This window comes from Pedobacter sp. P26 (assembly GCF_050632135.1).
In the GTDB taxonomy this organism is placed as follows: Bacteria; Bacteroidota; Bacteroidia; order Sphingobacteriales; family Sphingobacteriaceae; genus Pedobacter.
Map to the genome: position 1 here is coordinate 639960 of NZ_CP192574.1, position 13679 is coordinate 653638.

The window sequence follows — 13679 nt, forward strand, 5'->3', positions numbered from 1 at the left end:
TCTAAAATTTAAATGTATGAGAGATTATCAAAAACTTGATGTTTGGAAAAAGGCTCACTTATTTACTTTACAGGTTTATAAGGAAATCCTACCTATAATGCCTATTGAAGAAAAATTTGCTTTAACCCAACAAATTCGGCGGGCCACCTATTCTATCCCTTTAAATATTGTAGAAGGAAGCGGTAAAAACACAGATAAGGATTTTGTTCATTATCTTGATAATGCACTTGGCTCTACAAAAGAAATAGAATATGCTTTTATTCTCATCCGTGATTTAGCTTACATCAGTTTAGCAGTTTACGAGGCTGTGAATAAAAGTGTTAATGAAATTAAGGCGATGTTAATCGCATTTATTAAATTTTTGAGAGGCGGTGGAAAAGCTTAGGCATACAAACCTTCTGCCTTCCAGCCCTCAACCTTCAAACCTTATTAAGATATGCAACTATTCGACGTTTATCCACTTAACGATATAGAAATAACCAAAGCAGCAGGCAGCAATGTTTGGGACGCTAACGAACAACAATATTTAGATTTATATGGCGGTCATGCCGTGATTTCGATAGGCCACACGCATCCACATTACGTAAGCCGTTTAACTGACCAGTTGAACAAAGTTGGCTTTTATTCGAATTCCGTTAAAATTCCTTTACAGGTTCAGCTTGCTGAAAAGTTGGGCGAAGTTTCTGGTAAAAAAGATTTTCAGCTCTTTTTATGCAATTCTGGAGCCGAAGCAAATGAAAATGCTTTAAAACTGGCTTCATTTTACAACGGAAGAAAAAGGTAATTGCTTTTACAGGCGCTTTCCACGGACGTACCTCTTTAGCAGTTGCCGTAACCGATAATCCTAAAATTGTAGCACCTGTTAATCAAACTGAAAATGTAATCTTTTTGCCTTTTAATAATGAAATTGCTTTAGAAGAAACTTTCAAAGCACAAGGCAATGATATTTCAGCGGTAATTATCGAAGGTATCCAAGGTGTTGGAGGGATTAAAGAAGCTTCAAAAAGTTTTCTGCAAAAAATCCGTTCACTTTGTGATGAATATAATGCCGTTTACATTGCCGATAGCGTACAATGTGGTTATGGACGTACCGGCTCGTTTTACTCGCACGATTATTCGGGTGTTGAAGCAGATGTGTATACGATGGCAAAAGGAATGGGAAATGGATTTCCGGTAGCCGGGATTTCTATTGCGCCTAAATTTAAACCTTGGCATGGGGAGTTGGGTACAACTTTCGGTGGTAACCATTTAGCTTGCGCTGCGGCTCTAGCGGTTTTGGAAGTGATGGAAAAAGATAACCTGATCAAAAATGCTGAAGAAGTTGGGAACTATCTCATTACTGAATTAAAGAAATTTGAGCAGGTAGTAGAAGTTCGTGGCCGTGGGCTAATGATCGGTATCGAACTGCCAGCCGAACTGGCACATGTTAAAAAAGAATTATTGTTTACACACCATATTTTTACCGGCGAGGCAAAACCTAATGTAATCCGTTTATTGCCGGCTTTAAATTTGACTAAGGCACATGCTGATGAGTTTTTAGCTGCTTTTAGAAAATTAGTAAAATAGATATTGTCATGCTGAGCCTGTCGAAGCACCCTTTAAGCTTTAAAAAATGAAACTTTTCACTTCCGTACACGATGTTCCAAGCATCAAACAATTTGTAAATGATGCACTTGCGTTAAAGGCAGATCCTTATGCACACCAGGATTTAGGTAAAAACAAAACCCTGGGTCTGGTTTTTATGAATCCAAGTTTACGTACCCGGTTAAGTACGCAGAAAGCGGCTTTAAATTTAGGTATGAATGTAATGGTGATGAACATGGATAAAGAAGGCTGGGCTTTAGAAACACAGGATGGTGTGGTGATGAATGGTTCAACCGTCGAGCATATCCGTGAGGCTGCGGCAGTGATGGGCCAATATTGCGATATCCTGGGTTTACGTTCCTTTCCAAAATTGAACAACCGTGAAGAGGATTACAGCGAAGATTTCTTCAATAAATTTGTGAAATACTGTGCTGTACCTGTAGTGAGTTTAGAGAGTGCAACACGCCACCCTTTACAGAGTTTTGCCGATATTATTACCATCCACGAAACCTGGGCAAAGAAACCTGATGGACGCAAACCAAAGGTAGTTTTGGCCTGGGCGCCACACGTTAAAGCGCTGCCTCAGGCGGTACCCAATTCGTTTGCGGAGTGGATGTGTAAAGCGCAGGCAGAAGGAATGATCGATTTTACCATTGCCCAACCTGAGGGTTACGAACTTTCGGAGGATTTTACACCAAATGCAGATATTCAATATAATTTAGAGGAGGCTTTGGCCGGAGCGGATTACGTGTATGTGAAAAACTGGAGCAGTTATACAGAGTACGGTAAAGTATTAACTTACCCGGATGGTTGGATGATGAATAACCAAAAGTTGAAATTTACCAACGATGCCAAAGTAATGCACTGTTTGCCGGTTCGTCGTGATCTTGAATTATCATCTGAAATTTTAGATGGACCAAACTCATTGGTTATCCACGAGGCTGGCAATCGTTTGTGGGCTGCACAAGCAGTGATTAAAGCGATGTTGGAAGAGTTGTAACTATTACTAGCTAAATGAATAAGCCAATAAAAAGTATAACATCAGATTTTGAGCAGGTCATTTTGCTTATTACTGAAGCCCGGAATAGGGTCTACAGTAAAGCAAATGCAGAACTCGTAATGTTATATTTTAGTGTTGGACAAATTGTTTCCGAAAAAGTTGCCAATGGCAAATGGGGCGATGGAACTGTTAATGATTTAGCAGACTATATTGCAGAGAAACAACCTCTGTTAAAGGGATTTAACCGTCGTGGACTTTATAGAATGAAACAATTTTATGAAGTTTATAGTGAGAAGGAAATCGTGACAACACTGCTGACACAATTTCAAGATGCTGATAATGAGTTTGATAAATTTGTGACAACAGTGTTGACACAAATACCGTGGTCTTCTCATTTACACATTTTAAACAAAACCAAAACTATAGAGGAAAAGCTATTTTATATCCATACTTCTATTAAAGAGAAACTATCGGTAAGAGAACTCGAGCGCCAGTTAAATTCAGCCACTTTTGAACGGACTATGCTTAGTGATAAATTTGGACACGCAATAGCTAAACAATTGCCTCGTGGAATTTTTAAAGACCCTTACATTTTTGAGTTTTTGGCTTTACCCGAGATCCATTCTGAAGATGACCTGCAGAACGCATTAATTAAAAACCTACAAAATTTTATATTAGAGATGGGAAAGGGTTTTACGTATATGGGGAGTAAATACAGACTGCAGGTAGGAAATAAAGATTACTATACAGATTTATTATTTTATCACCGCGATTTGCAGTGTATGGTTTTATTTGAATTGAAGATAGAAGAATTTCAACCGGAATTTTTGGGAAAATTGAATTTCTATCTCGAAGCCTTGGATAGGGATGTTAAACGGCCGCATGAAAATCCAAGTATTGGTGTCTTATTGTGCAAAGGTAAAGATGTTGAAGTTGTGGAATACGCGCTAGCTAGAAATTTGTCACCTGCTTTAATTGCAGATTATGAAACTAAACTCATTGATAAAAAGTTACTCGTAGAAAAACTACATCAGCTTTCAGAAATTTTCTATAAAAATGAAGAATAAACAACTCACAATCATAAAAATCGGTGGAAACGTAATCGATAATTCAGAAAACCTGCATCAGTTTTTGCTGGATTTTACGGCATTGCCAGGAGATAAAATTTTGGTTCATGGTGGTGGTAAAATTGCAACTGAACTGGGTGAATCATTGGGAATTGAAGCCAAAATGGTTGAGGGAAGAAGAATCACCGATATTGAAACCCTGCGGATTGTAACCATGGTTTACGCAGGTTTGATCAATAAAAATATGGTTGCGCAACTACAGGCTAAAGGTAGCAATGCCATTGGCTTAAGTGGAGCCGACGGTAATGTGATCAAAGCAAAAAAACGGCCGGTTATTACCAAAACTTATGGTGCAGATGCAGGACCTATGGCCGGTGCAGTAATTGATTATGGTTTTGTGGGCGATTTGGATGAAAATTCTGTTTCTTCAACAACTTTAGATAACTTGCTGAAGGCCGGATTGGTTCCTGTTTTATGTGCTATAACACATGATGGTGATACGCAACTCTTAAATACCAACGCTGACACTATTGCTTCATCTGTTGCGATAGCAATGTCAAACTTATATGAAACCCGTTTGGTATATTGCTTTGAGAAAAAGGGTGTGTTAAAGGATGTTAATGATGATGCTACTGTGGTAAGAGAAATCAAGGCTGATGAGTTTGAAGGTTTGAAAGCTGACGGAACGGTACAGGGAGGAATGATCCCTAAACTGCACAATGCTTTTGAAGCGATTAAAAAAGGAGTTTCGGCTGTATATATCGGTAAAGCAGACGAACTTTCCGAACTCGCGGAAGGAACTTTTGGAACCAAGATGCTGAAATGAGGTAGACGGCAGGGAGGTTGAGGGTGTAAGGTTTTTGGCGAGGGGCATAAACTCATCGCTAAAAGATTTTAACCACCAGGACACAAAAGCACTAAGTTGATTTATAATTCTTTGAGGTTTCGCTTTCTGGTGGTAGTAGCTATATAGGCATTTCGAGGGGAAAAGAAACCGACTAACTACTGCTTTTGCAAACTAAACCTGATAGAAACGGAAATACTTTTTGTGTTCAACACGAAAAGATTGCCACATCGTTCCTCCTTGCAATGACGATGAATAGATGAAATGGCAGAAGTTAAAAAGATTGAAGTGGATAACAGGACTGAGGCATCAATAGAATCACTGAAATTGCTTTTCAAAAACTGTAGGAAAAAAATATAAATCTGTAATCAAAATAATCTGTGATCAACCCGCAGGAAAATTAGTAATCATGTCAAAAAAAATAGCCATTATTGGAAGCGGAAATATCGGTTTATCTTTAGCAAAAGGTTTAGTGAAAGCTGATTTTGCTAAAGCTGCCGACATTACGTTAACCCGCAGAAATATTGATCATTTAAAATCGTATGCCGAATCAGGTTTTAGCGTAAGTAATAACAATAAACAAGCCGTTGTAGAGGCTGATGTTGTGATTTTAGCCGTTCTGCCACAACAATTAAATACGGTTTTGGATGAAATTCAGACTTCGATTGTTCCGGTTAAACACCTGGTTATTTCGGTTATTTCGGGGGTGAGTTGCGCTGCAGTTAGAGAAAAACTGGGAGAAGATGTTGAAGTGATCCGTGTGATGCCAAATACGGCAATTGCCATCGGGCAATCCATGACTTGTATGGCCAGCGATAATGCCTCAGCAGAAAATATCGCAAGTGTGACCAAAATGTTCGAAACAGTTGGTTCAGTGGTGAAAATTAACGAAGATTTAATGACTTCGGCAACAGCGCTTTGTGCCTGTGGTATTGCGTTCTTTTTAAGGGCCATCCGGGCTGCATCGCAGGGTGGGGTAGAAATTGGTTTCCATGCTGATGAAGCGCTAAAAATGGCTGTTCAAACGGCAAAAGGTGCGGCAGATTTGCTTTTATTACATGGAACACACCCGGAATCAGAAATAGATAAAGTAACTTCGCCGAAAGGTTGTACTATTGCCGGTTTGAACGAAATGGAGCATAACGGTTTTAGTTCTTCATTGATAAAAGGGATTAAACTTTCGGCTTTAAAAGCAGGAAACTTGTACACCAAAGAAAGCTAAAAGCCAAATAAAAGGTAAAAAGTTTAAATTCGGGTTTATTCCTGATGCTTTCTAACAATTACTTGATACTATGTTACTAGAAAATATACAAAAAGAAAGTCTCGACTTATTGCGGCAGTTGATCCGTATCCAGTCTTTTAGCAAAGAAGAAGATAGAACAGCGAATTTAATCGCCCAGTTTTTGGAGGAGAGAGGGGTTAAGACTCAACGCAAAATGAATAACGTTTGGGCCTACAACAAACATTTTGATGCCAATAAGCCAACTTTGTTGTTAAACTCGCACCATGATACGGTTAAGCCTAATTCAGGTTATACCCGCGATCCTTATGATGCTGCAATTGAAGGGGACAAATTGTTTGGCTTGGGCAGTAATGATGCCGGCGGTTGTCTGGTTTCGTTAATCGGTACGTTTTTATATTATTACGAACAGGAAAATTTAAAATATAATATCTGTTTGGCAGCCACTGCTGAAGAAGAAATTTCGGGTAACAATGGTTTGGAACTGGTGTTGCCTGATTTAGGTGAGCTTGAGTTTGGTATCGTTGGTGAACCAACAGAAATGAATTTGGCTATTGCCGAACGGGGTTTGCTGGTATTGGATTGCGTTTCGCATGGTAAAGCCGGGCATGCTGCCCGTGAAGAAGGAGAAAATGCCATTTACAAAGCATTGAAAGATATTGAATGGTTCAGAAATTATCACTTTCCTAAAGTGTCTGAGGTTTTTGGTCCTTTGAAAATGACGGTAACGATTATTAATGCAGGTTCGCAGCATAATGTTGTTCCTGCAAACTGTACTTTCACAGTTGATGTACGTGTAACCGATGCTTATACCAATGAAGAAGTGTTAGAAATCATCAGGGCAAATGTAGATTGTGATGTTACCCCGCGTTCCATCCGTTTAAAACCATCATCGATTGATAAAAACCATCCGGTTGTTCAAGCCGGAGTAGCACTTGGAAAAACTACTTACGGTTCGCCAACTACATCCGATCAGGCTTTACTGGATATCCCTTCAGTAAAATGTGGACCAGGTTTTTCTGGCCGCTCGCACATGGCTGATGAATTTTTATATGTTCGCGAGGTTGCAGAAGGCGTTGAAGGATATGTAAATATGCTAAAACCGGTTATTGAAGGTTGAAGGTTTTAAGGTTGAGGCGTAAGGTTCAGATGTGAAACTTAAATGCCCCTTTATCTTTTAAAGATTCAAAAACCTTTGTGCTTAGTGTCTGTGTGGTAAAAATAGCCTTGTGTTCTCTGTGAAAAACTCCGTGAATGCTGTGGTAAAATTATAAAATAGCTTTGTGTGCTTTGCCAAAAACTTAGCACCCTTCGCGGTTGAATGAAAATTCTTATAATATTGTTTATCTTTACATGATGAAAACTTATTCTAATTTCATAGATATTGATTCGAATAAACGCTTTGGCAGGCCATGTATTAAAGGAACCAGGATTGCTGTTTATGATGTTTTAAGTTGGTTATCAAACGGAATGACCATTCAGAATATTTTAGATGATTTTCCAGAAATTAAAGAAGAGGAAGTATTGGCCTGTCTTGCCTACTCTGCAGATAGGGAACATAGTATAAGAGTTGCCTAGTGAAATTATTGTTCGATCAAAACATCTATCACAGGATCACAAAACTTTTAGAAGCCGATTTTCCAGCTTGTGATCAAACAAGACGTTTGAAATTAGAGAACAGATCAGACAAGGAGATCTGGACTTTTGCTGGTCAAAGTGGTTATGTAATTGTAACTTTCGACGCAGATTTCTATGAGTTTTCAAATCTGTATGGTCATCCACCTAAAATTATTTGGCTTCGTTCCGGAAACAATACAACGAGCGGGATTGCAGAGACTTTAATAGAAAAAAGAGAATTAATAAGTGATTTTATAAAACAGGATGAATTTTCTTGTTTGGAATTACAATAAATGCTTGGCGCACTTTGCGAAAAACTTAGCGCCCTTCGCGGTTAAATAGATTATAATGAAAATTTGGCAAAAAAATATAGATGTTAATCAGTTTGTAGAAAGCTTTACCGTTGGGAAAGACCGTGAGCTTGATCTACAAATGGCAAAATTTGATGTTTTGGGCTCTTTGGCGCATACTCAAATGCTCGAAACCATTAATTTGCTAACTGCTGAAGAACTGAAAACCGTTCAGCAGGAACTTAAAAACATTTACGCTGAAATTGAAGCCGGAAATTTTACCATCGAAGACAGTGTAGAAGATGTACACTCTCAGGTAGAATGGCTGCTTACCCAACGCATTGGCGAAGCGGGCAAAAAAATTCACAGTGGCCGTTCGCGTAATGATCAGGTTTTGGTTGATTTAAAATTGTTCTTCAGGGCTTGTATTGAAGATATGGTTAATCAAACTTCAACTTTGTTTAACCAATTGATCGAACTGAGCAATACACATAAAGGCAAATTGGTACCGGGTTATACACATTTGCAGATTGCCATGCCATCATCTTTCGGTTTGTGGTTTGGTGCTTATGCCGAAAGCCTTGCCGATGATATGGAGCTGATGCTTGCCGCCTGGAAAATCACCAATAAAAATCCCTTGGGTTCAGCAGCAGGTTATGGCTCATCATTTCCTTTAAACAGAACTTTAACAACCGAATTATTGGGCTTTGAAAGTTTAAACTACAATGTGGTTTATGCACAGATGGGCCGCGGAAAAACCGAAAGGATTTTAGCGCAAGCCATGAGTGCTGTAGCAGCAACGCTAGCTAAAATGGCGATGGATGTTTGTTTATTCATCAATCAGAATTTCGGATTCATCAGTTTCCCGGCAGAACTGACTACAGGTTCAAGCATTATGCCTCATAAAAAAATCCGGATGTTTTTGAACTGATTCGTTCGCGTTGTAATAAAATTCAGGCTTTGCCAAATGAAATAGCGATGATGATTACTAATTTACCGTCAGGTTATCACCGCGATTTACAACTGTTAAAAGAAAATTTGTTTCCGGCGATTACTTCTTTAAATGAATGTTTGGAAATTGCCACTTTTATGTTCCAGAACATTACCATTAAGGATGATATTTTGAAAGATAAAAAATATGATTACCTGTTTAGCGTTGAAGTAGTGAACGACCTGGCGCTGCAGGGGGTTCCATTTAGAGAAGCCTATAAAATTGTTGGTGAACAGATAGAAAATGGTACTTTTGCTCCATCTGGCCAGATACATCATACACACGAAGGAAGCATTGGCAACCTTTGTAATGAGCAAATTGCTGCTGGAATGCACGACATTTTATCGCAATTTGGTTTCGGAAAAGTGAATAAAGCAATTGAAGATTTGGTTAAATAAATTTTGCTAATTTTGTAATTATGACAACTTTAACAATAGAAATTAAGGATAAAGACGAAGGTTTCGTAAAAGAGTTCCTCAGCAAAATTGGTGCTAAAGTTAAATCGGAACCAACAAGTCAGATTACTTCTGAAATTGCTCAGGCTTTAAAAGAAATTAAGGATATGCAGCAAGGAAAACGGAAGCCTTTAGGTTTAAAGGATATTTGATGGCTAACGAGGTTGTCTATTCCGCCGTTTTTATCAAAAAAGCCAAAATTTACAAAAAGAAACATCTTTCTTTAGTAGACGATCTCTACGAACTAGAAGAAAAACTTTTGGAAAATCCTGAACAGGGAAATGATCTGGGCGCAGGGCTGTACAAAATCAGGCTAGCCGTAAAAAGCAAAGGAAAAGGTAAAAGTGGTGGATTTAGAATAATAACTTATCTAGTTTCAAATATGCCAGATGGCGTCATTATCAATATGCTTACCCTATATGATAAATCAGAAGAAAGTACTATTGATAAAAAAGAACTTCAGAAAATAATTAAAGCATTATAAATCTCCTAATAGCAGTTTTAATATATATTTATGAAACCATCATGATTTTCCATCAGGAATAATTAATAAGTCATGATAGCTTCATCACCCTACAAATAAAATATAAACAGATGAAAGTTTCAATATTGGCCAGTTCATTAATTGGTTCAGAAATTATAAAAATTGGAAACGAGGTTAATGAAATGAAACGCAAAGGCGCTTCAATCGCTAATTTAACCATAGGTGATTTTGATGCAAATATTTATCCGATTCCAACCGAATTAAAGGCTGGAATCGTTGATGCTTACCATGCCAACCAAACCAATTATCCACCAGCTGACGGAGTTTTGCCATTACGCGAAACGGTTTCAGAATTATTGAAGGATAGGTTCGGGTTAGAATATAATACCAACAGTATTTTGGTTTCTGGAGGTTCTCGTCCATTGATTTATGCTACTTACCTGGCTTTGATCGATCCGGGCGATACCGTGGTTTTCCCTGCACCATCCTGGAACAATAATCACTATTCTCACTTAACTTCGGCTAAAACCATTGCTGTAGAAACAGATGCTGCGCATAATTTTATGCCAACAGCTGCGCAATTGAAACCGCATTTAAAAGGAGCAACTTTATTGGCTTTATGTTCGCCATTAAATCCAACCGGAACCATGTTTGATGCAGATTCGCTGGCTGAAATCTGTGATGCGGTTTTAGAAGAAAATGCTTCGCGTGGCGCAGATGAAAAACCATTGTACATGATGTATGATCAGATTTATTCGCTTTTAACTTTTGGTAAGGAGCATGTAAATCCAGTTTCTTTAAGGCCGGAAATGAGACCATTTACCATTTTTGTGGATGGCAGTTCGAAATGTCTGGCTGCAACAGGCGTGCGTGTAGGATGGGGTTTTGGTCCTGAAGATATTATCAACAGGATGAAAGCATTGGTTGAGCCACATGGGTGCCTGGGCACCAAAAGCTGAGCAGGTTGCCATGTCTAACTATTTTAACGACAAGTCACAGGTTGATACTTTTTTAACCAGCTTTAAAGCAAAGATCCAGGATAGCTTAAATGCACTTTATAATGGTTTTAACGAACTAAAAGCAGAGGGTTTTAATGTCGATGCGGTGGAGCCGATGGGTGCCATTTATTTGACCATCAAAATCGATTATATCGGAAAGACTACTGAAGATGGTCAAGTTTTAAAAGACAGTGCAGATGTGAATTTCTATCTGATTAAAGAAGCTGGGGCAGCCTTAGTTCCATTCTCTGCATTTGGAAATGAAGACAGTATGCCTTGGTTCAGGGCATCAGTAGGGGCTTGTACTTTACAAGATATTAAAGACATGTTGCCAAGGATTAAAAAAGCATTAAGCAAGTTAAAATAGATAAAATTGGACACCCACTCAAACAATTACGGGAGATGGGTGTTCAAATAAAAATCTCATTTTACGCTTTATGGAACCCAAATACACGCCTCAAGGATACGCTTCGCCATCAGCTATTCTTACTTCACTTGCCATTGGTATTTTGGCATCTTTTATTCTGCCTCTTTTTTATATTATTCTTGGCAGGCTGATTCCCAATATTTGGTTCATCGCTATTATCGCTTTGCTTTTGGGAATTGGATTAGGTTTTAGTATTGATATTGGTGTCAGAATCGGAAAACTCAGGAATAAAAAGATCGTTACCATCATCGCAATCTTCTGTGGACTATTCGCCTTTTATATTCAATGGGTATTCTTCGATACTTTAGCCTACAGTAATAAGGGTTTTACTTTTAATCTGGATAGTGCAGATTTAAAGGTTCTGGCTTCTGATTTCTTTTTCCTTTTTACCCATCCTAATATTTTGATTCAGGAAATTATTAATCTGAATAAAATAGGTACATTTCGCATCGAAAGTACAGGTACCATTAGTGGCGTATTGTTATGGGTTATTTGGGCTGGAGAGTTTATCGTTATTCTTGGGGGCGCCATTTTTGCAGTTCTGAATGGCCAGGCAAGCATGCCATACTCAGAAATAAATGACCAGTGGATGAAAAGGCGTAAAATCCATAACCGTATTCCTGTAGTTGTAAATAAAGAAGAGATTTTAAATGAGCTTGGTAAAAGAGATTTTACGGTCTTGAATGATCATCCTTCTTTGCATAGCGAAACGAATTATGCCGAAGTAATTATTTTCGAATCAACAGGAGATCCGACAAAGTATATCAACATAATTAATGTGACCAACCTAACCGGTAAACCAAAAGATAAAAAAGTGAAAAGTGTAATTAAATATTATCCGCTTCAGAATGCGAATATTTAAACGAGGCTATCTCGTCAAAACCATAATTCTCAAACAGAATTAAATTTTCAGGCTTTTTTATAAAAAATGACTTAAGTGATTTTAAAAAGAATACTATTAAAACATTGGAGTTAATTGGCAATTCATCTATAAAAGACTGAATTTGATCCTAATATCCGACTAGGATTAATTAAAAAGCTTTCTTCTGTATTTTATGAGGTTAAAACCGATAGGATTGAAGTTCTTTTCTTTTGGCACAATAGGCAAGAACCAATATTTTCTAATTTTTTTATTCGAAATAAACATAAAAAACCTCGCAGGTTTTAAAACCAACGAGGTTAATTTAGAATTTTGACTAAGGACTAAGGACTAAGGACTAAGGACTAAGGACTAAGGACTAAGGACTAAGGACTAATCCTCCCTGCTTCCATCATCAGCCATTCTCACCATTTTAGGCTCAAATTTAGCCACTATATCAACCAGTTCAGTTTGTGCTGCCATTACCTTGTTAATGTCTTTATAAGCCATTGGCGCCTCATCTAAGCCGGCTCCAATTAAAGTAACATTGTGATCCTTTAAAATAGCTTTCATATCCGATTTCGTAATCGATTGAATCGCTTTTGTTCGGCTCATTTGTCTACCTGCGCCATGTGATGCTGAATTAATTGCATTCATTTCGCCTTTTCCCCTAACCAGAAATCCCGGGGCCGTCATACTACCGGGGATAATCCCCATTACGCCTTTGCCAGCCGGTGTTGCTCCTTTTCGGTGAACAATCACTTCTTGGCCATTAAACATTTCTTTCCAGGCAAAATTATGATGGTTTTCTACTTTGGCCAAAACTTTGGCACCAATGGCTTTAGTCAACCTTTTATGGATCACCTCATGACAAGCAGAAGCATAATCACCAGCTAAGTTCATGGCAATCCAGTATTCTTGCCCTTCAGAAGAGTTTAAATCAAGGTAAGCAAGATTTACAGCCTCTTTAGGCAATTTACAGATGTCTTTAGCAAGTTTGGTATAATGACCTGCAATGGTAGCGCCAAAACCTCTTGAACCAGAGTGGGTTAATAAAGCCACATAACGTCCTTTATCAATATTTAAAATTTCATCACGTTTGGCAAAATCAATAATCCCCCATTCCACAAAGTGGTTACCCCCACCAGAGGTTCCCAATTGAGCCCAGGCTTTTCCATGCAGATTTTTCAGGAAAGGAGTGCTGTTGAAAGCCTCATTCTCTAAAACCTCATGATCTGCTTTTTCATTGCCTTTAAAATTTTGACCTGCACCAAATTTCGTAAAAGCAATCAATTCGCGTTTGTACATCGCATCTTTCCCGAAATAATGTTTTTCGGGGATATCGAAAATACTCAAAGCCATTCTGCAACCGATATCTACACCTACGCCATACGGGATAATTGCATTTCTGGTCGCCAAAACACCGCCAATCGGCAAACCATAACCCTGGTGGGCATCGGGCATTAGTGCGCCAGCAACCGAAACCGGTAATTTCATGGCGATATTCATTTGATTTCGGGCACCTTCTTCAATATAATCGGCACCGAAAATTGAATAATCTTTCGTGTTATTACTCAGTTCAATGGTTCCGTCTGATTTTGGATTGGCTTCCTCAATTAGTGCTGTAGCCAAAGTGTTCAATACTTCATCATCTAAGAAACTTTCCGGATAATCTTTTAATTTTTTAAATAAGGCCAGTAATTCTTTTTCTTCAATATCCGCAAAATTTTCTTTCACGATAGCTAAAGCCAGGCCTACTATTTTTCCTTCGGTATAACCTATTTCGATCAGGTTATTACCTGTTATGTTGTTGTTCATTGTTT

General features: G+C 38.3%; 14 protein-coding genes and 2 pseudogenes. 15 read left to right on the top strand and 1 reads right to left on the bottom strand.

The annotated features are described in order from the left end of the window. Positions 1–16 precede the first annotated feature (16 nt). The 15 genes and pseudogenes from ACQ86H_RS03100 to ACQ86H_RS03170 all read left to right on the top strand — a co-directional run bounded on the left by ACQ86H_RS03100 (position 17) and on the right by ACQ86H_RS03170 (position 11859). Entirely contained in the window at positions 17–385 is a 369-nt protein-coding gene (locus ACQ86H_RS03100; RefSeq protein ID WP_138818754.1) for a four helix bundle protein, read from the top strand. A 51-nt stretch (positions 386–436) separates the two neighbouring features. After that, positions 437–1566, top strand: a pseudogene (locus tag ACQ86H_RS03105) (aspartate aminotransferase family protein). Positions 1567–1612: 46 nt separating this feature from the next. Next, positions 1613–2584, top strand: coding sequence for an acetylornithine carbamoyltransferase (locus tag ACQ86H_RS03110; protein ID WP_431293830.1), 972 nt, complete (start codon positions 1613–1615; stop codon positions 2582–2584). Positions 2585–2598: 14 nt separating this feature from the next. Then, complete coding sequence (locus tag ACQ86H_RS03115) at positions 2599–3651, top strand: PDDEXK nuclease domain-containing protein (RefSeq protein ID WP_168202506.1); 1053 nt, start codon at positions 2599–2601, stop codon at positions 3649–3651. Beyond that, entirely contained in the window at positions 3641–4477 is an 837-nt protein-coding gene (argB, locus tag ACQ86H_RS03120) for an acetylglutamate kinase (RefSeq protein ID WP_431293831.1), read from the top strand. Before ACQ86H_RS03115 ends, argB begins: the two co-directional genes overlap by 11 nt. A gap of 427 nt (positions 4478–4904) precedes the next feature. Next, positions 4905–5717, top strand: coding sequence for a pyrroline-5-carboxylate reductase (gene proC / locus ACQ86H_RS03125; RefSeq protein WP_431293832.1), 813 nt, complete (start codon positions 4905–4907; stop codon positions 5715–5717). A gap of 70 nt (positions 5718–5787) precedes the next feature. After that, on the top strand, positions 5788–6855 hold the full coding sequence (locus ACQ86H_RS03130; protein ID WP_138818749.1) for a M20 family metallo-hydrolase: 1068 nt from the start codon (positions 5788–5790) through the stop codon (positions 6853–6855). A gap of 197 nt (positions 6856–7052) precedes the next feature. Continuing rightward, entirely contained in the window at positions 7053–7313 is a 261-nt protein-coding gene (locus tag ACQ86H_RS03135; protein ID WP_431293833.1) for a DUF433 domain-containing protein, read from the top strand. Beyond that, the gene (locus tag ACQ86H_RS03140; protein ID WP_431293834.1) at positions 7313–7645 is read left to right on the top strand and encodes a DUF5615 family PIN-like protein; all 333 of its coding nucleotides are present in this window, start codon (positions 7313–7315) and stop codon (positions 7643–7645) included. The genes ACQ86H_RS03135 and ACQ86H_RS03140 overlap by 1 nt, the downstream gene beginning before the upstream one ends. Positions 7646–7700: 55 nt before the next feature. Next, positions 7701–9031, top strand: a pseudogene (gene argH / locus ACQ86H_RS03145) (argininosuccinate lyase). A gap of 20 nt (positions 9032–9051) precedes the next feature. Then, the gene (locus ACQ86H_RS03150) at positions 9052–9240 is read left to right on the top strand and encodes a hypothetical protein (RefSeq protein WP_431293835.1); all 189 of its coding nucleotides are present in this window, start codon (positions 9052–9054) and stop codon (positions 9238–9240) included. Further along, positions 9240–9572: a type II toxin-antitoxin system RelE/ParE family toxin gene (locus ACQ86H_RS03155; RefSeq protein ID WP_431293836.1), complete on the top strand. Its 333-nt coding sequence runs from the start codon at positions 9240–9242 to the stop codon at positions 9570–9572. Before ACQ86H_RS03150 ends, ACQ86H_RS03155 begins: the two co-directional genes overlap by 1 nt. Before the next feature lie 110 nt (positions 9573–9682). Next, positions 9683–10531, top strand: coding sequence for a pyridoxal phosphate-dependent aminotransferase (locus tag ACQ86H_RS03160; protein ID WP_431293837.1), 849 nt, complete (start codon positions 9683–9685; stop codon positions 10529–10531). Beyond that, entirely contained in the window at positions 10506–10937 is a 432-nt protein-coding gene (locus ACQ86H_RS03165) for an aminotransferase class I/II-fold pyridoxal phosphate-dependent enzyme (protein ID WP_431293838.1), read from the top strand. The genes ACQ86H_RS03160 and ACQ86H_RS03165 overlap by 26 nt, the downstream gene beginning before the upstream one ends. A gap of 70 nt (positions 10938–11007) precedes the next feature. After that, positions 11008–11859, top strand: a complete 852-nt coding sequence (locus ACQ86H_RS03170; protein WP_431293839.1) for a hypothetical protein — start codon at positions 11008–11010, stop codon at positions 11857–11859. Positions 11860–12249: 390 nt separating this feature from the next. Here the strand turns inward: ACQ86H_RS03170 and ACQ86H_RS03175 are convergent, their stop codons facing one another. Then, the gene (locus ACQ86H_RS03175) at positions 12250–13674 is read right to left on the bottom strand and encodes an RtcB family protein (protein WP_431293840.1); all 1425 of its coding nucleotides are present in this window, start codon (positions 13672–13674) and stop codon (positions 12250–12252) included. Between the last annotated feature and the right edge of the window lie 5 nt (positions 13675–13679).